The sequence below is a fragment of the Phyllobacterium zundukense genome (assembly GCF_002764115.1).
Classification (GTDB): domain Bacteria; phylum Pseudomonadota; class Alphaproteobacteria; order Rhizobiales; family Rhizobiaceae; genus Phyllobacterium; species Phyllobacterium zundukense.
Genome location: NZ_CP017943.1, coordinates 46,607 through 70,407, shown reverse-complemented (window position 1 = coordinate 70,407; position 23,801 = coordinate 46,607). Strand labels below are relative to the sequence as shown.

The window sequence follows — 23,801 nt, the reverse complement described above, 5'->3', positions numbered from 1 at the left end:
TCATTGGCGGTTCACATCGTCGGACGTTAGGAGGGCGTGCTTTGGCTGACGGCATTCAAAACGAGACCTACGCAATCTCCAACTCTGTTGGAGCAGAGAACTGGAAAGTCAGGCTTCTTGAAGGACTGAGTATCCGGGCAGCATCGTTGATCGTAACCATTTACGGTGACATCGTTGTGCCCCGTGGCGGCGTCCTGTGGATGGGAACGCTCATCGAGGTTTGCGTTCGGTTCGGGATTTCGGAGACGCATGTTCGGACGGCTGTGTCGCGCCTCGTGGGATCCGGGCGGCTGATTGGAGAACGCGAGGGAAGGCGAAGCTATTATCGGCTTGCCGAAGCAGCAAAAGAGGAGTTCGACACCGCTGCGAGGTTACTATTCCAACCAGTACCCGACCCCGAGGGCTGGATTATGTATCAAGCATCGCATCTGGAGGAGGAAACGATCAGGCAGCAACACCTCGGCAGAATCGGCGAGAATCTCTACATCCGACCAAACCACGCGCATCTTCCACTCACAATGGCAATCACTTTCCACTGCGATTTAATCCAGGGCCAAACGGAAATGGTCACACTCGCACCGACATTGTGGCCCCTGGCTGTTTATGCTGAAGAGTACCGCGACTTAATCGTGCGGTTCGGACCGGTCCTGGATCATCTCCTTACTCATCCTTATGCGCCGGAGGTCGACTGCGTTTTTGTTCGGCTTTTGCTTGTGCATCGGTACCGGCATGTTCTCCTCGCAGATCCGCTGCTCCCGACTGACGTCCTGCCCGAGGACTGGCCTGGCAGGCAAGCGCGAGATCTGTTCGCGCAGCTTTACGTTATATTGTCCAGAAGGGCCGAACGACAAATCGCCGACACTTTCGAGGGGCGGTACACACGCCTACCGGAAACGACATCCCAAGCCCGTGATCGGCTGGATTTTTTGAGATGTTCGTCTTCCCCAACAGCCCATCAGGCCGGTGTTGTCGAAAAAGCTCAAACCGTGTCCGAAACTTTGAATATCACGCCTTGAACCAAGTCGGACCGCAGAACCCGCGATTAGACCGAGCATTTCCTTCGACCGGTCCGTTTGTTGGCGCAAAGCAGCTCTTTGTTATCGCAGGGATGGTGGTTGCGGGGGCTCGCAACCAACGATTCCTGCGTTTGATCGAACGATGCGTACCTCGTGCCCGCGACTGTCGCCCTCCCAAACGTTCATCCATCGGCGCCTCGATGGCAACTTCGGAGCGGACGCCCGCATTATTGACCAGATCCGTTAGCGTACCGGCAAATGCGTGCCTGATCCCACAGGGCCTGCGGAGCACAGGGATCCGAAAGATCGGCAGAAAGACACCTGCCATTTCCGTCGAGCGGTCACGAGCGGCTCTGCCGCATTGCGATTAAGACCATAGTGGACGATGACCCTTGCCCCCTCGCCCACCAGCGCGCAGCAAATCACCTGCCCGATGGCACCCGTCGCGCCCGTCACATGGGTGGATTGTCCGACAAGTTTCACAGTTCACCGACCTGCAGACCCCAAGTGTCCGACATTGCAAATCCGTGCAGGAACGGATCCTGAGGATCCAATCGCAACTGCTGGCGGCCGAATACATAGCCCTGGCCGGTGATACGCGGCAGAACGGCGGGACGGCCTCCAATCGTCGTCTCGCCCAAAATCTCTGTCGTGAAGGTGCCGCCAATGATGCTTCGCGAGATTCGCTTGTCGCCGGTCCGCGCCTGCCCCCTTGCATGCAGGATTGCGATATTGGCCGAGGAACCCGTGCCGCAAGGCGAACGATCCACACGACCCGGCTTGAGCGTGGTGCAGGTGATGACCGAACCGTCCGGTTGATAGTCGCGGAACATCACATAGGCGATCTCGTTCAGGCCCGGGATCTCAGGGTGGTTGACGGTGACCTGCTCGGCCAGCAGAGACTTGATCTCGGTCCCTGCGTCGGCAAGCGCGCGGGCCGCTTCCGGCACAGTCCGCAGTCCCACCTGATCCACATTGATCTGAGCGTAGAAGACGCCTCCGAAGGCAATGTCGCCAGTGATCCGTCCCCATTTCGCGGTTTCAATTGTGACGTCGAGCTGCTGGACGAAGGCTGGGACATTGTCGAGGCTCACTGAAAGGCAACGGCCGCCTTCACAATGCGCGCGGGCGACAATCAGACCGGCTGCCGTATCCAGCCGGACAACCGTTTCCGGTTCGATCATTTTGACCCGGCCGGTTTCCAAGAGCGCGGTCACAACGCAAATGCAGTTGGAGCCCGACATCGGATGGGCGCGATCCGGCTGCAACACGATGAAGGCTACATCCGCATCCGGCCGGGTTGGGGCCAAAAGCAGGTTCGTCGTGTGCACGACCTGCGCGCGAGGCTCGCGTGTCAGGAACAGACGGAGCGACGGGTCGACATTGTTCAGATGGTCCATTTTTTCGAGAATGGTCGCGCCCGGAATTTCTGGCGCGCCATTGAAAAGCACATTGCCACTTTCGCCCTGGCAATGGACAAGCAGGATATCGAGCGCCTTGTCGAAGGTCATTTGAGATACCACCCCCATGGCTCATCGCTGACCAGACGGGTGATCTGTTTGGTCTCCAAATAGTTGTCGAGGCCCCAGCGGCCAAGTTCCCGGCCGATGCCGGATTGCTTGTAGCCGCCCCACGGGGCTTCGGTGAAAGTCGGCTGCGAGCAGTTGATCCAGACTATGCCAGCGCGGAAGGCCGCGGCGACGCGCTCGGCACGCGCGTCATCGGCCGACATGACGGCGGCGGCAAGACCGAAACGGGAGTCGTTCGATAGACGGATCGCCTCCTCCTCGGTCTCGAAAGGACGGATGCAGACGACTGGGCCGAAGATTTCTTCCACCCAGGCATCGCTGTCGAGCGCCATGTTGGTGAGGATGGTCGGCGCGACCCAGAAGCCTTTGTCAAAGTCTTCATACTTGCCGCCGCAAGAAACCGTCGCGCCCTGCTCGACGGCGCGGTCGATGTGACGAAGGACATCCTCATACTGGCCTTTGTTGACGAGCGGCCCGAGCAGCGTGCCCGCGTCGAGGCCGTTGCCCATCTTGATCTTCTTCGCTTCCTCCACCAGCCGCTCCAGGAGCTTCGGATAGAGCGGCGCCTCCACGAGAACCCGCGAGGTGGCCGAACAGACCTGTCCCTGATTCCAGAAGATGCCAAACATGATCCACTCGACGGCCTTCTCGATATCGCTGTCCGCGAAGACCACGAAGGGCGATTTGCCGCCGAGTTCGAGGCTGATGCGCTTGATGTCTTTCGCCCCGGCGGCCATGATGCGCGAGCCGACCGGACCGGAACCGGTGAAGGCGACCTTATCGACCTCTGGATGTTCGATCAGCGCCTGCCCAACCACCGAGCCCTTGCCGGAGAGGATGTTCAGCACGCCTTTGGGTAATCCGACGGCCTCTGCTATCGCGCCAAGCTCCAGCGCCGTCAGCGAGGTGGTTTCGGCGGGCTTCAGGATCATGGTGCAGCCGGCCGCTAAGGCGGGCGCAACTTTCCACGAGGCCATGAGAAGCGGGTAGTTCCAGGGAACGATGGCGACGGCCACGCCCAGCGGCTCGCGCACGGCCTTCGAGACAAAACGCGCATCTGCAAGCTTTACCTCTTCCACCTCGCCGTCCAGTTCCTCGGCCAGATCCGCATAGAAATCGAAGCAACCGGCCGCGTCGGCAATATCCCACTCCGATTCCGGAAGCGGCTTGCCGTTATCGCGGGTTTCCAAACGGGCCAACTCCGGCATGCGATCGCGGATGCACTGCGCCATGGCGCGCAGATAGATCGCACGCTCCTTGCTCGAAAGACGGGGCCAGGGACCATTGTCGAAGGCCTTTCGGGCCGCCTTCACGGCTGCTTCGGCCTCCAGAGCGCCAGCCGCGGCAATGTGGTGAAAGACCTCTTCGGTTGCCGGATCGATCACCGGAAGCATGGTTCCTTCGGCCGGAGAGACCCATTGGCCATCGATAAAAAGCTTGTTTTGCATGGTGTCCTCACATGTGATGCGTTTGAGCGACCGTGCTTCAGAAGCGGTCGATACGATAGGGGCGCATGTCAATGGGCGGCGTCGCGCCGGTAATCAGGTCACCCATCAGGCGTGCGGTGGTCGCGGCATAGGTGACGCCGAGATGACCATGGCCGGTGGCGTAAAAGACGCCGCGTACCTTCGCCGAGGCGGACATTACTGGTACGGTATCCGGAAAAGCCGGGCGATGGCCCATCCATTCGGAAAAGTTCTCGCAGCGCAGGTTCGGCAAAGCTGTCTGCGCTCTCCGCACGGTAATTTTGGAGCGGCGGTAATCGGGTGCGGCGTCGAGACCTGCCATTTCGACCGTTCCGCCGACGCGGATGCCACCTGCAGTCGGCGTGACCATGAAGGCCCGGGCAGGCCAGATGATCGAGTGACGCATCGAAATGCCGGGCGACATGATTTGCGTATGATAGCCGCGCTCGGTCTCAAGCGGCATCGGCTCGCCCAACATTCTTGACAGCAGTGCGCTATAAGCGCCAGCGCAGATGATGACCTCATCGGCCATGATTTGACCGTCGCCCGCAAGCCGGACAGCGGTGACGCGATCGGAGCAGTTGAAGCCAACCACGTCGCCGCGCCGGATTTCCCCACCGAGGGCTATGAACCGCTGCGCAAGGCTGTTCACGAGACGAAACGGGTCTCGCAGGCTCCGGTTCTGCGGAAGGAGGACGGCAATGCCGATGTTATCCGACAATTCCGGTTCCAGTTCCCGTGCCTGAGCACCCGTCAGGCGCTGGTGCGGAAAGTCGAAGCGCTCCAGGATGTCGATATGCTCGCGGTCGGCGTGGAACTCCGCCTCGTTACTGTAGAGCGAAAGACAGCCCTTTTCCGTCAGTTCATCTTCCAGGCCTGTTTCGCGCAGCAGCGGCAGCAGGTCATCGTAGACGCGTTTGGACAAGGCCGCGCCCTCGGCCTCAAGCTGGCGCAGTTTGCCCGGCCGCGACGCCGCTACAAATCTAACAAACCAGGGAACAAGCTTCGGCATATAGCCTGGGCGTACGCGGACCGGGCCTTCCGGGTTGAGCATCCAGCCGGGAATCTGCCGCCAAATTGACGGCCGCGAGGCCGGCATGAACTCCGTCACCGCAATAGACGCCATGTTGCCGTAGGACGCACCGCGACCCACCTCATCCTTGTCGAGCAGGACGACCTGCCGGCCGCGCTTTTGCAGTTCGTAGGCGATCGCCGTGCCGATAACCCCTGCGCCGACAATCACGGTGGTCATGCGTATCCTCTCTCCTATCAGGTTTCATGTTGGCCGGGCGGCCCATCCGCCCGGCCCAGCCGGCCTACCAACTGAGGATCGGTTCCATGGCGGTGCGGAATTCGGCCTTCTCGTCGTCGGTCAGCGGCCCCAGCGGCGCGCGGCATTCGCCGACGGGCAGGCCCTGCATCTCGCAACCATATTTGATCTTCTGGACGAACTTGCCGGATTCGAGGATGTTCATCGCCCTGTAAAGCGTCTTCATCTGTTCGCGCGCCTTAGCAAGATCGCCGGAACGGAACGTCCGGTCGAGGTCGCAGCAAGCTTTTGCCATGCAGTTGGAGGGTCCGCAGATCCAACTGTCGGCGCCCCAGAACATGAAATCGAGCGCGATGTCGTCTGAGCCGCTGACCAGCTGGATCTTGCCTTCGTAGCGGCTGGCGATGTCGATCGCCCGCTGCAGGACGCCTGAGCTTTCCTTGATACCGATGACACGTGTGTTATCGGCAAAATGATCCATCAGTTCGAAGCTGATGTCGGAGCCGTCCTTTGCGGGATAGCTATAGAGCACCAGATTGACGTCGACTGCGGCGAGCACCGCCTCGTAGTGTTTGATGAGCTCTGCCTGGGTCGGACGAGTGTAAAAGGGCGGCGCCAACAGGACCGTATCGTAGCCGATCTCCTTGGCCAGTTCGGTTTGCTCGATCACTTCGCGCGTGGCGGGTGCATTGGTACCGGCGATCAGAATTTCGCCGGGCTTGGCAAAATCCTTGACGAACTGGAGCACGTCGCGCCGTTCCTCGGTCGTCTGGCTGAAATATTCGCCGGTCGAGCCGTTCGGCACCCAGCCGGTCACTCCTGCATCACGCAGATGGACAAGAAGCCTCTCGAAGGCCTTGAAATCGATCTGGCCTTCTTTATCGAAGGGCGTGACGAGGGCGGGCATGACGCCAGAGAGTTTCATCAGTATCTCCATTGTTGAGTTCGGGCGATTGGCGCGTCAGACCGCCAGCCGCTTGAGGATGCGTTGTTCGATCACCGTGACGGCGCGCGTTAGTGGGAAAGCGATGACGAAGTAGATGAGGGCGACGACGGTCAGCACCTCGATGGGCCGAGCCGTGTTGTTGGAAATGTTCTGGCCGACGAACATGAGGTCCGCCATACCGACTGCCGAGACGAGTGCACTTTCCTTGAACAGGCTAACGCAATTGGAGAGCAGCGTTGGTGCTGCGCGCAGGACCGCCTGAGGAAGCACGACGCTTGTCGTCCGCACCCAGGGCGACAAGCCCAGAGCCACACACGCATCGATCTGCTCGCGGCCGACAGATTTCAGCGAGGCGCGGAAGCTCTCACTGCTGATCGCGCCCATGTATAGGGACAGAGCAATGATGCCCGACGCCATGTTGGAAAGCTCGACGCCAAGGAGAAGTGGCAGGCAGAAGAAAACCCAAAACAGTTGGACTAGCACGGGCGTGCCACGGAAGAATTCCACATAGACGCTGGAAACGCCCCTTAGGATGGCGCTCTTCGAGGTGCGGGCGAGAGCCAGCAGGAATCCAAGCACGCAACCAAGCAGTATGCAGATCAGGGTCAACTTTAGCGTGGTCCAAAGGCCGAGAAGAAGAGCGTCCTGAAATTTGAGCACGGCGGCAAAGTTGAGGGTCATCGTGGGTCTCCTCAACTAGCCAGGGTTTCTCGACGGCGTTCCAAGTATCCAACGATCTGGGATACGGGGAACGACACGGCGAAATATATGAAAGCGACGATGGTGAAGGTCTCGATCGGGCGATAAGTCTGCGTGGCGAGCGTCTTGCCCTGGTACATGAGGTCCTGGACGGCGACGATGGCGACCAGTGCGCTTTGCTGGAAGATGCCGATCCCGTTGGTGAGCAAGACCGGGATCGAGTTGCGGACCGCCGTTGGAAGAATGATGTACAAGATGCGTTGGAACGGGTTCAGACCTAGGGCTATCCCAGCATCGAGTTGCTCCCGGGGCACCCCCTGAATCGATGCACGATAGGCTTCTGCATTGAACGCGGCGACGTTGAGCCCGAGCGCCAGGATGCCCATAGTAATGGAGCCGAGGAAAACATCGAAAAGCATCGGAACGCAGTAAAAGAACCACACGATTTGAATGATTGCGGGCGTGCAGCGGAAGAATTCGATGAACAGCATGACCGGAAGCCGGACCGCTGCCCAACGGCTCATGACGAGCAATGCGAGCAGAAATCCAAGGGTCAACCCAATAGCGTTTGCCGCGATTGTCAGCTCAATCGTGACGAGAAGACCGTCCCAGAGAGGGCCGAAGTTCCGGAAGACGGACGCGAAGTCGAAACTATAATTCATGATCCGCCCCTCAATGCTGGATGTGGAACACCCGCTCGATAAACTCGCGCGTGCGCTCCTCCTTCGGAGCCCCAAGCACCTGTTCGGGCGGACCATCCTCGACCACCACACCGCCGGCGCAGAAGATGACGCGAGAGGCGATATGCTTGGCGAACCACATGTCGTGGGTCACGATGACCATCGGCATCTGCTGCTGGGCGAGTTGCAGGATCACCTGCTCGACTTCACTCACGAGCTCGGGATCGAGCGCCGACGTCACTTCGTCGAACAGCATCAGTTTCGGATCGAGCATAAGCGCACGGGCAATCGCCACACGTTGTTTCTGACCGCCGGAAAGCTGGGCGGGGTAGGCGTTTGCCTTTTGCGCAAGGCCGAAACGCGTCAGCAGCGCCATCGCTCGCGCGATGGCATCGGCCTTCTTCTCGCCTCTCACTTTCACCGGCGCAAGAATGAGGTTGCCGATGACGTCTAGGTGCGGGAACAATGTATAGTGCTGAAAGACCATTCCGATCGATCGCCGGACCTTGGCGTCGATCGATGTTTTACCGTTGCCGTTGGCGGAAATGTAAGGTTTGCCACCGAAGGTGATAGCACCCCTATCGATCTGCTCAAGCCCCATCAGGACGCGCAGGAGCGTGGATTTGCCGCCGCCGCTCGGACCAATGACGACGACGCGGTCACCCGCCTTCATCTCGATGTCCAAGCCCTGCAGCACCTTCACGACGCCGCCGTAGCTCTTGTGTAGTCCTTCAATCTTAACCAGCGGAGCGGTGTCTGACATCGTTCGAAATCTCATCTTGGACAGAGGAAGCGGAGCCGCCCAAAGCGGCTCCGGCACTGCTCAGTTTCCGGCCTTGAGAACCTGATCCACAGCTTGGCGAACCAATTCCTCCACGTGCCCGGTGGCGATACGATCCTGCAGGAAAATGTTCACGACTTCGACGTCGGCGGCCGAAAGCTGATGCGGCAGGCCGAAGGCGACGCCCTGTTTCGCCAACGCCGGCTCTGGGGCCAATGCCACGGCCCAATCGGGGTTCGACTGGGCGAAGAGTGTATTGGTGTCGCCGTCATCGACAAGCATATCCGCCCGCTTTGAGATAATCGCAAGCCGGGTTTCGTCATTTGTCGGCAGGCGCAGGATCGTCGCTTTTTTGACCGCAGCCGAAATCGCCTTGTCCTGAGCCGTGCCGGACATGACGGCGATCGTGACGCCTTCCTGGTCGATGTCGGCGACCGACTTTGCTCCGGCCGGGATCTTGGGATTGTCCTTGTTGTAGGCAAGCGTGAGCTGGTTCTGCACGGCCGGGATCGAGAACTGTATCGCCATGGCGCGAGCCGGAGTGCGATTGAGCGCCATTGACATATCCCACTTGCCCGCCTGCAGGCCTGCAACGATGTTGTCCCAAGTGGTGTCGACAAACTGCGGCTTGACCCCCAGAACGCCGGCGAATTCACGGCAGAGCTCGACGAAGAAGCCTGTGTATTCGCCAGTGGCCGGATCGCGGATCACGTGGGGCGGAGCAACGGCCGCGCCGCAGCGAAGAACGCCGGCATTCTGCACGCCCTGCCAATAGCCTTCTGCGCTCTGCGCATGGGCTGCAGTAGCGGAAAGCCCTGCCATCAGGGCGAGCGCCGGCAACGCCCGCAAAGCGGACACGATAAGCTTGGTAAACATTGATTTCCCTCTTGTTTGCGCTATTCGCGCGGTTCCACCTGTCGGCTTTGGCCGTTCTTGCATTCTTCTTCTGTCGGCTTCGTGTCGACTGTTGAACTTATGTCGTCTAGCAGTCGACAAAGTCAAGAAGAAAATTTAAGATAGCCCAGTGCCGGATTTTCTGGCCCAATACTGCAAAACACGGAAGGGGATTTGCTTGCCCGAAGAAATCGAAATGAAGCGAGTGCGGGGAACGGGCTGGCAAACGGTCTACGACACGCTGCGGGCCGAGATTCTGGCGCTGACGCTTCCGCCAGGCCAGCTGCTCGACGAGACCACGCTCGCGGAACGCTTCGACATGTCGCGGTCCCCGGTGCGCGAGGCGCTGATCCGGCTTGCGGGTGAGGACCTGGTGGTGACGCTCTCCAACCGCAGCACCATTGTCGCGCCCATCGAGGTCGCGAGCTTTCCCAAGTATGTGGAGGCACTCGATGTCGCCCAGCGCATGAACACGCGGCTGGCCGCGGCTTTGCGGACCGATGCGGACCTCAAGATCATCGCCAAGCGCCAGAAGGAGTTCGAGGCTGCGGTGAAGACGGGCCAGCACCTGAAGATGTCGGAGGCCAACAAGCAGTTCCACATGGCCGTCGCCCATGCAGGCAGGAATCCCTATTTCGCTTCTTTCTACGAACGCCTGCTCAACCAGGGGCAACGCATGTTGCATCTCCATTTCGAGTATCTGGAGCGCGGCGGCGAGGGCCACCTCCTCACCGACGAACACGCGCTTATGCTGGAAGCCATCCGGGACAAGGATGTCGAGCGCGCGGACGAACTCGCCCACGGCCACACGCGGCAGTTCCAGGACAACTTCATCGCGTTCCTGCGCGAGAACTACTCGACCGGAGTGACCCTCGGTCGTCCGATTGCCGCGGAGTGACGCTGGCGCTGTCGGCGAGAAAGACCGGCAAGGGTTGATCTTCTGCACATCGGTTCAAGCCTCGGTGTTCGCGAGTCTCCGGAACGCCCGCGGCCGAGCGCGCGAGCCGCAATTCCGAATCAGCGAGTGGGCTGAAGCCTCCGACAGGGGCAGCGATTTCCCACTTGACTTTGTCGACTGCTAGACGACATAATTTAATCAGTCGACACGAAGACGACATACGATTGGGGGAATGGCGGCGGCGCCGCCAAGGAGTTCGCGGGCACTCAGTCGGGGCGATCCTGCCTCTCGCTCAAGGGAAGGAAACTTAAATGGGTTTGGGATTCATCGGCACAGGGACCATGGCGGCGGCCATCGTTGAGGGATTGGGTGGCGGCGAGATACTCGTTTCGCCGCGTGGCGCGGCGTTGGCGGCCGATCTGACGGCCCGGTTCGCGGGCGTGAAGGTTGCCGACTCCAACCAGTCGGTGGTCGATGGAAGCGAGACCGTGGTTTTGGCCGTCCGCCCCCAGGTCGCCGAAGAGGTCATCCGGGAACTGCGCTTCCGGCCGGACCAGAGGGTGATCAGCGTCATCGCGGCCACTCCTATCGACCGTCTGCGGGAATGGATCGGTCTCGATCTTTCGATCACCCGTGCCATCCCGCTGCCCTTCGTGGCGGCGCGGCGCGGTGTCACTCCGATCTTCCCGCCCAACGCCGAGGCCGCAGAGCTTTTCAACAAGCTGGGCACCGCCGTGCCTTGCCACACGATCGAGGAGTTCGACCTCCTCGCGGTCGGCTCCGCGCTCATGGGAAGCTATTTCGGCGTGCTGGAGACGGTACAGGGCTGGCTCTCGTCGCAGGGATTGTCCGAGACCGCCTCGCGCACCTATCTGGCTGGACTATTCGCCAGCCTCGGAGAGACGGCCGAAGCGAGCTCCAGTGATTTCGCCGCCCTGCGTGATGAATACTCGACTAAGGGCGGATTGAACGAGCAGATGTTCCGTGTCTTCGCCGAGCAAGGCGGGACCGCGGCGATGAACGGTGCGCTCACCTCGGTGCTCACTCGGATACGCGGCTAGTATCGCCGCCACGTGATCGGGGTGCTGTTTCTGACATCACCGACCCTTTACTTTCGATCGACCCGGCGCTCATTCAGGATATTGTTCCATGAAAACCCTTCTCCCTGAACCCGATTTGCCACGTGGAACTGACCTATTGGCCGAGGGGAAGGCCTTGGCGCGCGTCTGGTCTGTCGGCCCCTCGGCATTCCTGCGCCACGTGGGGGCAGCCAGCGAGTACGACTTCAAACAGACGAGGATGACGGCGCGGCGTGTGATGCAGCATGCCCAGATCGGGTATCGCGATCCGGCCAAGAGTTGCAGGGCGTATGCCGAGATATGGAAGACTTGTGCAGGTCAGGGCGTTACCGTCGACCGATACGGCCTTTGCCTCGACTGGTCCATGGCTGTGCCGCGCGCCCGTCGTGGCGGTGCCGAACGGGGAACGGGCATGATTCTATCCGGCGTCGAAGATTTCGTCCGCCTCGCTAACTCCGCTCCGGTGGCACCCCATTTCGGCGATTTCGTTTTGGGCTTTCCCGCAGCCCTGGAAAATACACAGGCGGCCTTGTCCGCTGGCAGTACAGCCATCGGAAATCTGGGGCAGTATTTCACCTTCCGTGTGCCCGGCCACGATGACGATATTGAAGCCACAGCTCAGACCGTCCGCGCGATTGGGCTGATCGCCGCGCAGCCGGTCCCGGTCATGGTCCACTCCAACCTCGACGATGGATATGCGGCCCAGTTCACCGACTTGGCATCGTGCCTCGGGATGATCCTGATCGAACGCCACATCGTCACTGGATTGACCGGAGCGCCTATCGGCCATTGCTATGGCCACCATTTCTCGGACCCGTTGGCGCGTCTTGCTTTTCAACGTGCGATGGCGACGGTCGGTGCAGCGCCGGGGACGGTGATCTACGGCAACACCACCGCCTATCGCGGCCTTCCGGCTGCCAACTTCGCCAGCTTGGCCAACTATCTTCTGGTCGATGCCGCAGCCCAGATCAGCCAGCCTACCGGCCATGCGATCAACGCCGTCCCGGTCACCGAAAACGAGCGCATCCCCGAGATCGAGGAAGTCATTGCGGCACAACTTTTTGCCGGACGGATGGCCGAGATGGCCCCGGGTTGGCTGGGGATGCTGGACCCGGGTCCAGTTGAAAGCATGGCCGCGCAGATTGTAGCTGGTGGCCAGGCATTTGCGGCCGCCACTTTGCGTGGACTGGACGAGGCCGGCGTGGACACGAACTGTCCTTTTCAGATGCTCTTGGCGCTCCGCCGGATAGGCGCGCGGCAGCTTGAAGCGGCCTTCGGTGCCGGGCGGCTTGATGCCACCGCGCCAGGTGGCCGAGTTCCGATCGCCCCGGCCACGATCTTGTCGGAAATCGCCGAAATGGCCGACCATGCCTTGCACGGTGCTGGCTTTGTGACCGGGTCGCGGGCCGACCTCACCGGATTTCGGGTCATGGTGGCGACCAGCGACGTGCATGAACACGGCAAGATGCTGGTCGAAGAGATCCTGCGGCGACTCGGGGTAACGGTGCTGGACGGCGGTGTCTCGACTGACCCAGCCCTTCTGGCCGAGCGGGTACGCGAGCAGACGCCGGATGCGGTGGCGATCAGCACCTATAACGGCATCGCCTTGCGTTATTTCCAGGCACTTCAGACTGAGGGCGTCGCAGTGCCGATCCTGATTGGCGGGCGACTGAACCAGATCCCCGAGGGCTCCAATTCCAGCCTTCCGGTTGATGTAGGCGCACAATTGGCCGAGGCGGGCGCTGTTGTCTGCCGCAACGCTGCCGATCTGGCGCCCGCGCTGCAAAATCTGGTTAGAAAAGCCCGGTGACGGGCGGCTAAAAGTCTCTTCCTTTCGGTTGGGCAGAGATGCAGCCGACGCGGCGGCGGCGACGCATTGATTTTCCGGTTGCTTGTGTCTCGTCGGCCGGGGGGATCGTCCCGTTAGTGCTGTCGCATCCGACCCGCACACCAGCCGCCCTACCCATCTTGGATATGGGTGGAATGTCACGACTTCCACGCTGGTCGAGCCAGGTGCCTCTATCCGAACGAGCTTGGTGCGTCCGTCACGAAAGCGCGTTGAAGGTCGATTGACAGCCTGACGGCAAGGGACTGCGACTTCATACTCCGAGTGCTTGCTCTTGACTACCAAGTCTGCTTCCGCCTACTGCCCGGCCACAGACGCCGAGCAACAAACCCTGTGCCGTGAAATTCGCGCTCTGATTTTCCGTATCGCAATTGGTTGCGGGGGGTTGGCCAACCCGATTTGCACCTGTGAAACTAAGTAACTGATTTTATTGGAGAGAGGATCGCAGCAGCGATATGGGGGCCACACAAATAACCCGGTAACCTATTGGATTGGCGAGGTTTTTTAGCCGTACGTTGGTTGCGGGCGATTCCTGCGATTGGTCGAGCGACAGGTACCGAGGCACGCAGCATAGTCCTTGCGATGGGCGCTACGTGCTTGTTCTTCGCAACGATCAATGCGAGCGAAAAACTCGACGGGGGACCGATGTCGGGTCGATCAATAATTCCGGTCTGCCACGCGCCGCAGCAGAGTGCGCATCCGGTCGAGGGCCGTCATTGACGATGGAAGTGGTAAGAAGCAAACCCAGCCTACGACGAACAACTCTCTCGAATGTAAATACGGAATCCAGTTTCGGTGCGCTCGGTTTCAAGCCTTCCATAGAAGGATAAGAATGATTGGACAAGCATTCTGGCCTCACCGACTGGATCCTGATCGATCACAGCATCCAGTATACCGACCTGAAGCATTCTCCGGTTCTTTTCAGTGAGTTCATGCGTTATGAACACAGTGGAGTGCTCTCGTCCCAAATCCCTCAGGACATCACCGACCTCTTCGCTCCCGACCGACGTGTTATATACGCCCGAGATCTCGGGATGTTGCTTCAACATTAAACCAACCTGGCGTCGGATAATCCTCTTGTCCTCGAAGCTTTGAAGGCTCGCGGACACAGTGCAGCTCGGAAAACGTTCCATAAGCACCGAGCGAAAACCGAATTCTCGGCTGCCATGGCCAAGAAAAGATCCAGGGCCAGAAATCAGTATGATCTGCCCGCCAGCCGAGCCAAGGAAACGAGCCATCAATTCGCCGGCGACCCGGCCTTCGATCTGCCCGCTCGCACCAATATAGGCTATCCTGTTTGTATCCGGGAGATCCGAGACGAGCGTAAACACGGGTTTAAGCCGTGTAAACTCGGAAAGACGCAACCGTATAGCCGGATCGTCAAAGGCGTTTATCGCTATGCCGTCGCAGGTCTGTTCGACCATTGTTATCTTTTCGACAATATGCCGAGCATCCAGCTTTCCGTACTCAAACACCCTCACCTGCAAGTTCAGGTAGCGATAGTCCAAGACGGCTTTCTGGAGTCCCCCGACCAAAGCCTCGAGAAACGGATCCGAACGGTTCAGCAGAAGGACGCCAAGACGCAGGATGCGGGTCGGACGTTGGTGAAGTGCACGGTCCAGCCGCAGTTCCCGCGCCCAGTGCATGACCAACGCTTCCGTCTCAGGCTGCACACTGCCCCGCGCGTTGATCACCCGGTCTACGGTCCCCACACTGACTCCAGCGGCCACAGCCACGTCCGCGTAAGTTGTCTTGCGTCCAGCCACCGCCTTACCCCATGTTGGATTCCCAACATTGTAGGCAGTTCATATGCGAGCGCAAGTAACCTAACGTCCTGTCTAAGCTGAGCTCCTTCGAAACCCTGGCTGACACCGAGCTCACGTAGTTTTTGTTCAAGGACAGGTTATGGCAGACGACCTCTCAACATTCATTGCCCAATCGCCATTATGCAGCACGCACGAGCACACCGAGATCGACAGCTTCTATCAAGAAGCCCGCCACGATATCCTAACGCACCTATTTGATAACTATGTAATACACGATCTATATTCCGCCGGCGCAACTTCGCAATCAATCGAGGCCCTCCTTGATGTCAGTAATCCAGACATCGGGAGCAGGTTCAGTGCGGTCGAAACCGCCTGGCAGCATATCAAAATGGGAGGATTTGCAGAGGCTGTCAGACTCGCGGCGTTTGAGCTGTTCGAGATCGAAAACATCACGTCAGAGTCGTTAAAAAAAGCGTCCGCAGGGACGAATTTGGTTGGCGGTCCGGGCGAGCGGCTGAGGCTTTTGCGAGACGTTGCGAACCTGGACCATGTTCAAGTGGATCCGGGTAGGCGACCTTTGCCCCTCGAGATGATTGGCCAGACCTTCTTTCATTACGACCTGAACGTCTTTGATCTCTGTAACGGCACGCCCGAACTGTCGGAATTGACAGAGATTACAGGCGAGGAAGTCGATAGCCTTCGCACTCTCGCACTTTCTATCGAAAAGCTGCTGGAGGGCAGTCATAAATATGTCGTCGCACTTAAGTCCCAGCACGCTTACAAGCGAACTCTGGAATGGACGGAACGCAGCGATGATGAGGCCGCATCGGCTTTAACCTCGTGGCTCCGTCTCGGCGCCAATATCAGTGAAGCCGATCGTTTGTGCCTCGGAGATTGGTGCACATCGTACGTGGCGAAGCTTGCGGCAAAGTACAATCTGCCGTTCAAGCTGCACACCGGTCTCTATGGCGGCAATAACTTCATGGACCTGAAATACATCCCCGCCGGGAGTCTTTCTCGTCTTGTCTCTCGGCATCCGGATACACGCTTCTTGCTCATGCATATCGCTTATCCGTACTCGGACGAGTTAATTGCCATGGCTAAACATTACAACAACGTCGCAGTAGATATGTGTTGGGCCTGGTCCATCAACCCCATACACGCCACCGATTTTGTGCAGCGCTTTATTCACGGCGCTCCGGTCAACAAGCTGTTCATCTTTGGTGGCGATGCACTCACCCCGGCGGCGACTGTGGGGTACGCTCTGCAAGCTCGTCGGTGGCTCACACGCTGCCTTCGGAGAGAGGTTACAGAGGGGTTTCTATCAGAAAAGTCGGGCGTTGACCTCGCAGGATTTCTGATGATGGACAACCCTAAGGATTACTTCGATGTGGCGGCTAAAAGCGCTGCTCTTCTTGCTGCGGGGTCCGACACAACTTTGCGTGAGGCCGGCAGTAATCCCTTCAGAAATCGGACGAGGTCGATCCGGAATAGTGGAAGGTCCTGAGGATGTATTCGCATAATTTGAAGTGCTTACCCGCCAGAGATTTAGCGTGGAGGCGCATAGGTCAGCGAGACGGCTCGCTAGTGAGCCTGAAATGACCGACGACTCGTTCAGAGAGGAGAAGCCAATGGCTTTGGACACACATCAAACCGTCGCGGGAGGCAACGGCGAAGCAGCAGCGATCAGCGCCAAACGGCCCGAGAAGACGTTCATCGACAAACTCATGCTGAGGCCCGAATCCGGCGTCGTCATCGCTGCCGTCGCCGTTTACTTGTTCTTTTCGGCGTTCGCCCCGCACTTCTTCTCGGATCGCGTTGCCTCGAACCTCCTGCTCAGTTCATCGACACTCGGCATCATAGCAGTCGGTGTCGCCGTCCTGATGATCGCCGGTCAATTCGACCTGTCAGTCGGATCGGTCTACGGCCTATCAGCTGGGATAGTGATTATGGGCGTAAACGCCGGAATTCCGGCAGTCGTGATGCTGCCGATCATTTTGGTTGCCGGTCTAATGATCGGCGCATTCCACGGGTTTCTTGTAACGAAGTTGCAGATACACTCGTTGATCATCACGCTCGGAGGCTTGATGTTTTACCGAGGCGTGCTCTTGGCACTCACCGAGGGATTTCCTATCCGATTGAAAACTCCCGATCCCTTCCTTCGAGCCTTCGATTTTAATTGGAACGGGATACCTGGGCCGTTCTTCTGGTTCCTTATTCTCGTTGTCATATTCGCTTTCGTTCTGACCTCCACCCGGTTCGGCAACTGGCTCTTCGCTACAGGGGGTTCGCCCGAGGCTGCCCGCGGCATGGGTGTTCCGGCCGAGGGGGTCCAGATTGCCGCGTTTGCCTTGAATTCGATGATGGCGTGTCTCGCGGGTTATGTATCCGTCGCGCGTTTCTCAAGTGTGGATGCGCTGCGTGGCCAGGGTATGGAACTGGAGGCCGTACTGGCGGTGGTTGTCGGTGGCGCGTCTCTCAATGGCGGATACGGCAGCATCGTGGGTGCAGCGTTGGGCGTCCTCATCATCAGCATGATCCAGCAAGGCCTGCTTCTCATGGGCATCTCAGTCTACTGGTACCAGGCCGGTATTGGCTTGCTGCTAATTATCGCTGCCGTCGTCAATCAACGCGTGAGAATAAGGAATGGTGTGTGATGACCAAGGATTCATTTTCTCCACTTCTTGAACTCAAGGAAATCACGAAGTCCTTCGGCCGCGTCCATTCCCTGCGTGGCGTCAATATGGACGTGAAGCCAGGTGAGGTCCTGGGACTGCTTGGGGATAATGGCGCAGGCAAGTCGACACTGATCAAGGTCTTCGCTGGCGTCCATCAGCCTACGAGCGGTCAGATCATCTGGCAGGGTCAGCAGACGTCGCTCGAGTCTCCAAGAGAGGCCATGGCGAAGGGAATTTCGGTTGTCTATCAGGACTTGGGTATCATCCCGCTTTTGAGCATCTATCGGAACTTTTTCCTGGGCCGCGAAGAAGAAGTTTCGGTCAAATTACCGGGTTTGATGCTGTTAAAGAAACGGCAGATGCGCGAAATTGCTCGCAAATCGCTTTCTCAACTGGGCATCCACATCACCGATGTCGATCTAACGGTTGCCCGCCTTTCGGGCGGCGAACGGCAGTCGATTGCAATCGCGAGGGCGGTGCATTTCCAGTCCAAGCTGTTGATCCTCGATGAGCCGACTGCAGCATTAAGCTTGAAGGAAACAGCGAAGGTGCTCGCCTATATCCAGGAGGCAAAGCGGCAGGGGGTGTCGGTTGTCTTCATCACCCACAACATCTCCCACGCCTATGAAGTCTGCGACCGGTTCACCGTGCTCTACCACGGCAAGGTCGCGGAAACGACGTCTCGGGAGGACGTCAGCGAGCAAGAGCTGGCAAATCTTATCAACACGGGAACACGAGCGAGCCGCCGGCTCGTCGTTTAGGAGGCTAACGGGAGGAAACCATGGCCAAAATCACTGTAAGACTAATGACTTCTGGCGTTCTGGCGGCTGCGGCTGCAACGCTCGCCGCAGGAACTTCACAGGCAGCCGACCGCTGCGATGGGAAAAAACCATATCTCATTTATTATGCGACACACGCTGTGGCGGAGCCGGTTTGGGCGACCGTCAAGAAGGGTGCCGAACAAGGTGCCGATGACAATTGCCTGAAGATCAAGTGGACGCAGGACGACAAATTCTCCGTTGAAACAACGATCAACCGCATGGAAACGGCAATCACAGAGAAGCCGGACATGCTGGTGATCACCGCCACTGATCCAACGGCTATGCGACCGACAGTCGAGAAGGCTAAGGCAGCAGGCATCCCAATGATCGCAATCAACGTGCTCGACCCCGCGCCTAAGGATCAGCGACTTCCGTACCTGATAGGAATTGGTGCCGGCCTTTATTCAAGTGGCGTTGCCGCAGCCGAGCAGGTCTTGAAAGTTAATCCTCATCCCAAACGCGGAATCGTGCCCAACCATGTCCCCGGCCATGCCGGCTTGGAACAGATGGCGAAGGGTTTTACTGACACCCTCGCCAAGGCTGGTGCGCAGACCGAAGTCATTGCAATCGGGACTGACGTTTCTCAAAGCTCCGCGATGTTGTCCAATTACTTTCTGGCCCATCCCGACACTGACGCTGTGTTCTGCATGAACTCGGGTCCGTTCTGCTTCGAGACGCTTATGGACGTTGAGCGCCGCGAAAACCTCTCGAAAACTGTATCGAACGTCACCTTCGATGTCTCGCCGGCGTTGCTCGACGCAATTGCCAATGGCGAGGCGATTGCCGGTATTGACCAGCTTATGTACCTGCAGGGCTATCTTCCTGCGGTTATCGCTAGAACCTACCTAGACTACGGCATGATGCCTGATGCCGATATTGTCACAGGCCCGGCCATCATCGACAAGTCCAATCTTGACAAGGTCAAGTACCGTCTGATGGAGGCAGGCCTCAACTAAAGCGCAAGATCTGGCGCGGCCGATCTTGTTGTCGCCCTGCTGCTTGGTGGGCGCGCGTTCACATCCTTCGGACCAGCTTTGCCATCGGTCAACCCTGAGCTCCGATCTCGAAAGGGCGCGGGCCCGCGTGATGAAAGTCGGCCTCAACTGATCGACCCGGCAAGTGCTGAGGTCGACCTACCTTCCACTCTCCCAGCGGAAGCGTCTTCCACCTCCACGGAAGACACCAACGCGACTGATCGGGCGGGACGTTCCCGCCCGATCATTTGCGGAGCATGAAATCCGCGGATACTCTGGTGCCACCGTCTCTACACTCCACCACAAATCGCAATTGGTTGCGGGGTAAAGCACTTGCGATTTGCACCTACGCCCGTAAGTCTTTGATTTTATTGAGCCGCTATTTTTCGTTCCGGTTTCGTCGCTGCTAACCTGCTGAGATCACACGAGCTTCTCATGCGTGTTGGTTGCGAGGGCGTGCAACCAACGATTCCTGCGCTTGGTTGAACTACACATCCCAAGCTGGCCCGGTAGCCTTTTGCATCCGGAGCAGCAAGGCCTCGGCAGCGACGGGCACGCGGACGATCACTCCCTCTAGGCCTAGATTGGTCGCGGAGACCCAATGACTAGCCAATAGGCGGCAGAGGCGTCCGCCAAGGACGACCGTTGTGTGGCCAACGCAGTGTCAGCGATAGGGGATCCTTCCCCCGCACCGTCCAATGTAGTGCATCGCCGGTGATTTCCATCATGGCTGTGGCCCCCGCCGCCTCCCCGACGGTGAAGGTCTCCGTCAGCGACTGCAACGTGAGATGTGGGACGCCATCCACCGTCATCAGTGTATTCCAATGAACATGGCCGGCAATCGCCACGATGGGGCAAGGGGCCTGCGAGATGACCTGACGAATATCGTCGATCTCAGCATAGGTCGCGTGGCCGGGATTGTTTTCGAAGTAGAAGTTGCTTTTCAGCGAATGACCCGACAGCGGCACGTGATTCAGCAGCAGGGTTGGGCGCTCATCGTCGTTGAGGAGATCCCGCAGGGATGACAAATCACCGTCATCGAGACGGAGACCTCGCTGGCGCGACAGGTTGACCGAGGGCTGCCAGAAGGCAAGGCGCACCCCTCCGACAAGCACCGAGCGGGTGTTTGTTGGACCATCAAGCAGCGCTTCGTTGTCGCTTTGCGTCAAGCAGTTAAGATCGTGATTGCCGCAGACATGATGCCTTGGAGCATCGAGCTGTTGGAAGCGTTGCGCGACCTCGGCCAGAAGCTCCTGGTCTCGCTCAGAACTCTCATCAGAAATCCGATCGCCAAGATCGACAATTGCATCATAAGCAGCATCGTTGGCATCGGCGATGAACTTCTCGAGGAGGGACAACGCTGCCGTTCCCCGCACCGAGGTCAGGTCTCGTCCATTGTGAATGTCACTGATGAATGCGATGCGAATGGCGTTCATGGCATCCTCTTCGGCCAGGTGGATGTGACCCGACCTGCTTTGCCCCACGGGGACTCCAATTGGCGGGCAAGGTAGCTTTGTGAAAAAATCTCAGCGATCATCTCTTTATCACTGAAGCAAGCTCAGTTACAAGTGCGGCAGGTATTTAGTTTTGAAGATAGGGGTGCAAATGCGCGCAAGTTTGATCGATCTGGATGGCACACTGATAAATGGCCACTCCCTACGGCCCAGAGCCAAGGAGCTGTTGTGCCGATTCGAGCAGTTTGCACTCGTGTCGAATGATTCTGAGCACACTCCTGCGCAGCTTGCAAACAGCTTGCGTGAGTTGGGATTATCGATCTCGCCCGAGCACATTCTGCTTGCCGGGGCCAGTGCACTGGAAATTATCGCCAAAGAACATTCCGGCGCACGGGTGATGCTCTTCGGAAGCACCATGCTCTTGCAATATGGACAAGACCTCGGGCTGCACATCGTTACCCACGATCCCGAAATTGTTCTCCTCGCCCGCGATCGAAACTTCACATATGCGAAGCTCGCTGCAGCCAGCAATGCGGTTCGCAGCGGCGCCGCGCTGATCGTCGCCAATCCGGATGTGAACCATCCCGGACAACACGGAGACGTCGTTCCTGAAACAGGAGCGCTGCTGGCTGCGGTTCTTGCATGCGCTGGCGACGTTCCATACAGGGTGATCGGCAAGCCCGAGCCGTACCTGTTTGAGCGGGCGCTTAATCGCCTTGGCATTCGTCCTGCGGACGCCGTCATGATAGGTGACAATCCGCTAACCGATGGGGTCGGTGCAGAACGCTTGGGCATTGAATATATCGACGTTAATTCCGCTGCATGCGCAAATTTGCTGAAAGCAGCCTAGCCTTTAGGATCGTTAACGATGCGAAAACCAGCCTCCAGCAAAAAGACTTCCAAGTCCGAAGTGAATGTCGTGTCGCCGTCATCGCTCAACGGGATGTTGGCGCGGATCGATGCCAGCCGTTCAAGTCTGCCTCCTACCGCCCGCCGCATCGCCGACTACATCAGCAACCACGCGGTCGACGTAGTCCACATGTCGGTCACCGAACTTGCCGAGAGGGCCGCAGCAAGCGAAGGCAGCGTCGTTGCCCTTTGCCAGCAATTGGGAGCACGCGGATTTCAGCATCTCAAGATCGCCTTGGCGCGGGATCTGGTTCAGCCGGTCCAGTTCATCCAGGAGGATTTGACGCGGGAAGATGATGTTCCCACCGTGGTCGAGAAAATCTTCCGGGCAAACTTGCAAGCGCTGCAGGACACATTGAACGTCGTTGATACCAATCAGATGTCCCGCGCCGTCACCGCCATTATTAACGCCGATCGCGTCGAAGTCTACGGGATCGGCAGTGCAGCGCCCATTGCCGAGGATGCGAATTACCGTCTGTTGCGGATCGGGATTGAGTCCAAGGTTGTGCTGGACTCCCACGTGCAGGCGATCAGTGCCTCGCTGACCGGCCCGAACGTCGCAACAATCACTGTTTCCCATTCCGGCAGCACACATGAGACGATCGCAGCCACACGGCTCGCGAAGGAAGCGGGCGCGACGACGATCTGCATCACAAACTTCGGCAAGTCGCCTATCCAGGCGTACTGCGACATAATTCTTCAGACCATGGCTAAGGAAACCGGGTTTCGAACTGAAGCCATGACGAGCCGAATCGCACAACTCGCCATCGTTGATGCGTTGATCTCATGTCTCGCGCTGGCAAGCTATGACAAGGCGATCGCGACGATCAACAAAACTTTCGACGTCCTCTCGATCAAGAGAACGTAAGGCCCAATAGGCTCATGGTCCATCAAGAGATGCATCCTTCTGTAACCAAGACTGAGATAATCTCATAGACATACGCAATAAATAATGAAATATATTCATATCACTGTCATCTTGGAGTCCTAAGAGGGTGATGATGGCGGCGTTTTGAGAACGCGATCGGAAACTATCAAACCCGGGAGGAAGGAAATGTCCAAAGGCAGCAACATATATTTGAAGCGCCGCTGGGTGCTGGGAGCTGCAGTCGCAACAGTGCTTTTACCCGGCAACACGGGCGCAATGGCCCAGGAGGCTTCGGGGGACAATTGTGGCTATGCCTATGTCTTTCAGGAACCGCTTGCCAGCAACACCGCCGAGCAGACCATCGTCAAGGGGCTTGAGCGGGCCGAGGCAGAGTTCGGAATCAATGTCGACATCATCGACGGAACCGGTTTGTCCGGCCTTGGCGACAACCTCCGAGCTGCGGCTTCGAAAGGATGCTATCTGGCTATCGGCACGGCATTTTTCGCTTCCGGAGAAATCTTGACGCAAGTTGCCCGCGATTATCCCGAACAGCGGTTCTTCATCGAAGGCGGTGTCGCCACCGGGCCTAATGTGACATCCTACGCGCAGGCCAACGAGGAAGGAACCTACGTCGCCGGCGCGATGGCGGCCACAATGTCGGATGGAAAGCCCATCGGGATCATTACCGGCGATGATTCCCCGCCGCTCAAGGCATTCAGTGCAGGATTCATCGCAGGCGCCAAAGCTGTCGACCCGGACATTACCGTGCTCGTCAATTCGGTAGGAAGCTTCATGGATCCCGCCAAGACAGGCGCCGTCGCCCTGTCACAGGCCAGTAAGGGGGCGACACTTATCTTCCCTGCCGCGGGCTCCAACCTGCAGGTGTATTTCCTGGGCGAGACGCACGGCTACAAGACCATCGCCTCCGATCTTACGGACTATAGCAACGCAATGCCGCGCAAGCCTGCGCTCGCCTTCGTAGTCGCCTCGGCGGAGGATCAGACCAATTACGCGATCGTCAAGCAATATGTGGAAGGCACACAGGAAACCGCGTCGAAGGCACTTGGCCTCAGCGACGGCGTGTTCAGCATTCCCTTTGTCACCGACAACGGGTCGAAAGATTTCAATTTGCCGCAGAAGGTCATCGATGCAGGCAAAAAGGCGTTTGACGACGTTGTGAGCGGCAGAGTGACGGTTCCCCGTTCATGAGAGACGCAGTTATCAACG

21 protein-coding genes are annotated in these 23,801 nt (G+C 58.5%); 11 read left to right on the top strand and 10 right to left on the bottom strand.

The annotated features are described in order from the left end of the window. Positions 1–41: 41 nt before the first annotated feature. Positions 42–1,016 (top strand): PaaX family transcriptional regulator C-terminal domain-containing protein, encoded by a 975-nt coding sequence (locus BLM14_RS25965; RefSeq protein ID WP_162293252.1) that lies wholly within the window; start codon positions 42–44, stop codon positions 1,014–1,016. Positions 1,017–1,495: 479 nt separating this feature from the next. On the opposite strand, the gene BLM14_RS25955 is transcribed toward BLM14_RS25965, so the two are convergent. From BLM14_RS25955 to BLM14_RS25920, 8 genes are all read right to left on the bottom strand, one after another. Beyond that, positions 1,496–2,527 (bottom strand): proline racemase family protein, encoded by a 1,032-nt coding sequence (locus BLM14_RS25955; RefSeq protein WP_100002982.1) that lies wholly within the window; start codon positions 2,525–2,527, stop codon positions 1,496–1,498. Next, on the bottom strand, positions 2,524–3,993 hold the full coding sequence (locus BLM14_RS25950) for an aldehyde dehydrogenase family protein (RefSeq protein WP_100002981.1): 1,470 nt from the start codon (positions 3,991–3,993) through the stop codon (positions 2,524–2,526). The genes BLM14_RS25955 and BLM14_RS25950 overlap by 4 nt, the downstream gene beginning before the upstream one ends. Positions 3,994–4,030: 37 nt before the next feature. Then, positions 4,031–5,263 carry an NAD(P)/FAD-dependent oxidoreductase gene (locus BLM14_RS25945; protein ID WP_100002980.1) on the bottom strand — a complete coding sequence of 411 codons (1,233 nt, stop codon included), beginning with the start codon at positions 5,261–5,263 and terminating at the stop codon, positions 4,031–4,033. A 64-nt stretch (positions 5,264–5,327) separates the two neighbouring features. After that, positions 5,328–6,206: a 4-hydroxy-tetrahydrodipicolinate synthase gene (gene dapA / locus BLM14_RS25940; RefSeq protein WP_100002979.1), complete on the bottom strand. Its 879-nt coding sequence runs from the start codon at positions 6,204–6,206 to the stop codon at positions 5,328–5,330. Positions 6,207–6,242: 36 nt separating this feature from the next. Next, a complete protein-coding gene (locus BLM14_RS25935; protein WP_100002978.1) occupies positions 6,243–6,908 on the bottom strand; it encodes an amino acid ABC transporter permease in 666 nt (221 codons plus the stop codon). A gap of 11 nt (positions 6,909–6,919) precedes the next feature. Next, positions 6,920–7,588, bottom strand: coding sequence for an amino acid ABC transporter permease (locus BLM14_RS25930; RefSeq protein ID WP_100002977.1), 669 nt, complete (start codon positions 7,586–7,588; stop codon positions 6,920–6,922). A 10-nt stretch (positions 7,589–7,598) separates the two neighbouring features. Next, entirely contained in the window at positions 7,599–8,369 is a 771-nt protein-coding gene (locus BLM14_RS25925; RefSeq protein ID WP_162293251.1) for an amino acid ABC transporter ATP-binding protein, read from the bottom strand. Between the two features lie 60 nt (positions 8,370–8,429). Continuing rightward, positions 8,430–9,263, bottom strand: a complete 834-nt coding sequence (locus BLM14_RS25920; RefSeq protein WP_100002976.1) for a substrate-binding periplasmic protein — start codon at positions 9,261–9,263, stop codon at positions 8,430–8,432. A 196-nt stretch (positions 9,264–9,459) separates the two neighbouring features. Here BLM14_RS25920 and BLM14_RS25915 point away from each other — a divergent pair, with 196 nt between their 5' ends. The 3 genes from BLM14_RS25915 to BLM14_RS25905 all read left to right on the top strand — a co-directional run bounded on the left by BLM14_RS25915 (position 9,460) and on the right by BLM14_RS25905 (position 13,068). Then, the gene (locus tag BLM14_RS25915) at positions 9,460–10,179 is read left to right on the top strand and encodes a GntR family transcriptional regulator (protein ID WP_100002975.1); all 720 of its coding nucleotides are present in this window, start codon (positions 9,460–9,462) and stop codon (positions 10,177–10,179) included. Between the two features lie 311 nt (positions 10,180–10,490). Then, the gene (locus BLM14_RS25910) at positions 10,491–11,240 is read left to right on the top strand and encodes a pyrroline-5-carboxylate reductase (RefSeq protein ID WP_100002974.1); all 750 of its coding nucleotides are present in this window, start codon (positions 10,491–10,493) and stop codon (positions 11,238–11,240) included. 88 nt (positions 11,241–11,328) lie between these two features. Beyond that, positions 11,329–13,068: a cobalamin B12-binding domain-containing protein gene (locus BLM14_RS25905; RefSeq protein WP_100022278.1), complete on the top strand. Its 1,740-nt coding sequence runs from the start codon at positions 11,329–11,331 to the stop codon at positions 13,066–13,068. Between the two features lie 785 nt (positions 13,069–13,853). Here the strand turns inward: BLM14_RS25905 and BLM14_RS25900 are convergent. After that, on the bottom strand, positions 13,854–14,870 hold the full coding sequence (locus tag BLM14_RS25900; protein WP_100002972.1) for a LacI family DNA-binding transcriptional regulator: 1,017 nt from the start codon (positions 14,868–14,870) through the stop codon (positions 13,854–13,856). A 139-nt stretch (positions 14,871–15,009) separates the two neighbouring features. On the opposite strand from BLM14_RS25900, the gene BLM14_RS25895 reads away from it, so the two are divergent. From BLM14_RS25895 to BLM14_RS25880, 4 genes are all read left to right on the top strand, one after another. Beyond that, positions 15,010–16,377 (top strand): amidohydrolase family protein, encoded by a 1,368-nt coding sequence (locus BLM14_RS25895; protein WP_100002971.1) that lies wholly within the window; start codon positions 15,010–15,012, stop codon positions 16,375–16,377. Positions 16,378–16,501: 124 nt separating this feature from the next. Next, a complete protein-coding gene (locus BLM14_RS25890; RefSeq protein ID WP_157929607.1) occupies positions 16,502–17,527 on the top strand; it encodes an ABC transporter permease in 1,026 nt (341 codons plus the stop codon). Then, on the top strand, positions 17,527–18,309 hold the full coding sequence (locus BLM14_RS25885) for an ATP-binding cassette domain-containing protein (protein WP_100002969.1): 783 nt from the start codon (positions 17,527–17,529) through the stop codon (positions 18,307–18,309). The genes BLM14_RS25890 and BLM14_RS25885 overlap by 1 nt, the downstream gene beginning before the upstream one ends. 20 nt (positions 18,310–18,329) lie before the next feature. Beyond that, the gene (locus tag BLM14_RS25880) at positions 18,330–19,325 is read left to right on the top strand and encodes a substrate-binding domain-containing protein (RefSeq protein WP_100002968.1); all 996 of its coding nucleotides are present in this window, start codon (positions 18,330–18,332) and stop codon (positions 19,323–19,325) included. A 623-nt stretch (positions 19,326–19,948) separates the two neighbouring features. On the opposite strand, the gene BLM14_RS25875 is transcribed toward BLM14_RS25880, so the two are convergent. Next, positions 19,949–20,779 carry a metallophosphoesterase family protein gene (locus BLM14_RS25875; RefSeq protein ID WP_100002967.1) on the bottom strand — a complete coding sequence of 277 codons (831 nt, stop codon included), beginning with the start codon at positions 20,777–20,779 and terminating at the stop codon, positions 19,949–19,951. A 181-nt stretch (positions 20,780–20,960) separates the two neighbouring features. On the opposite strand from BLM14_RS25875, the gene BLM14_RS25870 reads away from it, so the two are divergent. From BLM14_RS25870 to BLM14_RS25860, 3 genes are all read left to right on the top strand, one after another. After that, on the top strand, positions 20,961–21,647 hold the full coding sequence (locus tag BLM14_RS25870) for an HAD-IIA family hydrolase (RefSeq protein WP_157929606.1): 687 nt from the start codon (positions 20,961–20,963) through the stop codon (positions 21,645–21,647). A gap of 93 nt (positions 21,648–21,740) precedes the next feature. After that, entirely contained in the window at positions 21,741–22,574 is an 834-nt protein-coding gene (locus BLM14_RS25865; protein ID WP_100003396.1) for a MurR/RpiR family transcriptional regulator, read from the top strand. A gap of 186 nt (positions 22,575–22,760) precedes the next feature. After that, positions 22,761–23,783, top strand: a complete 1,023-nt coding sequence (locus tag BLM14_RS25860; RefSeq protein WP_100002965.1) for a BMP family lipoprotein — start codon at positions 22,761–22,763, stop codon at positions 23,781–23,783. The last annotated feature ends 18 nt before the right edge of the window (positions 23,784–23,801 follow it).

Excerpts from the sequence above, each read along its gene's own strand:
- BLM14_RS25955 (WP_100002982.1), bottom strand. The coding sequence starts at position 2,527 with ATGACCTTCGACAAGGCGCTCGATATCCTGCTTGTCCATTGCCAGGGC.
- BLM14_RS25950 (WP_100002981.1), bottom strand. The coding sequence starts at position 3,993 with ATGCAAAACAAGCTTTTTATCGATGGCCAATGGGTCTCTCCGGCCGAA.
- BLM14_RS25945 (WP_100002980.1), bottom strand. The coding sequence starts at position 5,263 with ATGACCACCGTGATTGTCGGCGCAGGGGTTATCGGCACGGCGATCGCC.
- dapA (WP_100002979.1), bottom strand. The coding sequence starts at position 6,206 with ATGAAACTCTCTGGCGTCATGCCCGCCCTCGTCACGCCCTTCGATAAA.
- BLM14_RS25935 (WP_100002978.1), bottom strand. The coding sequence starts at position 6,908 with ATGACCCTCAACTTTGCCGCCGTGCTCAAATTTCAGGACGCTCTTCTT.
- BLM14_RS25930 (WP_100002977.1), bottom strand. The coding sequence starts at position 7,588 with ATGAATTATAGTTTCGACTTCGCGTCCGTCTTCCGGAACTTCGGCCCT.
- BLM14_RS25925 (WP_162293251.1), bottom strand. The coding sequence starts at position 8,369 with ATGTCAGACACCGCTCCGCTGGTTAAGATTGAAGGACTACACAAGAGC.
- BLM14_RS25920 (WP_100002976.1), bottom strand. The coding sequence starts at position 9,263 with ATGTTTACCAAGCTTATCGTGTCCGCTTTGCGGGCGTTGCCGGCGCTC.
- BLM14_RS25910 (WP_100002974.1), top strand. The coding sequence starts at position 10,491 with ATGGGTTTGGGATTCATCGGCACAGGGACCATGGCGGCGGCCATCGTT.
- BLM14_RS25905 (WP_100022278.1), top strand. The coding sequence starts at position 11,329 with ATGAAAACCCTTCTCCCTGAACCCGATTTGCCACGTGGAACTGACCTA.
- BLM14_RS25895 (WP_100002971.1), top strand. The coding sequence starts at position 15,010 with ATGGCAGACGACCTCTCAACATTCATTGCCCAATCGCCATTATGCAGC.
- BLM14_RS25890 (WP_157929607.1), top strand. The coding sequence starts at position 16,502 with ATGGCTTTGGACACACATCAAACCGTCGCGGGAGGCAACGGCGAAGCA.
- BLM14_RS25885 (WP_100002969.1), top strand. The coding sequence starts at position 17,527 with ATGACCAAGGATTCATTTTCTCCACTTCTTGAACTCAAGGAAATCACG.
- BLM14_RS25880 (WP_100002968.1), top strand. The coding sequence starts at position 18,330 with ATGGCCAAAATCACTGTAAGACTAATGACTTCTGGCGTTCTGGCGGCT.
- BLM14_RS25875 (WP_100002967.1), bottom strand. The coding sequence starts at position 20,779 with ATGAACGCCATTCGCATCGCATTCATCAGTGACATTCACAATGGACGA.
- BLM14_RS25865 (WP_100003396.1), top strand. The coding sequence starts at position 21,741 with ATGTTGGCGCGGATCGATGCCAGCCGTTCAAGTCTGCCTCCTACCGCC.
- BLM14_RS25860 (WP_100002965.1), top strand. The coding sequence starts at position 22,761 with ATGTCCAAAGGCAGCAACATATATTTGAAGCGCCGCTGGGTGCTGGGA.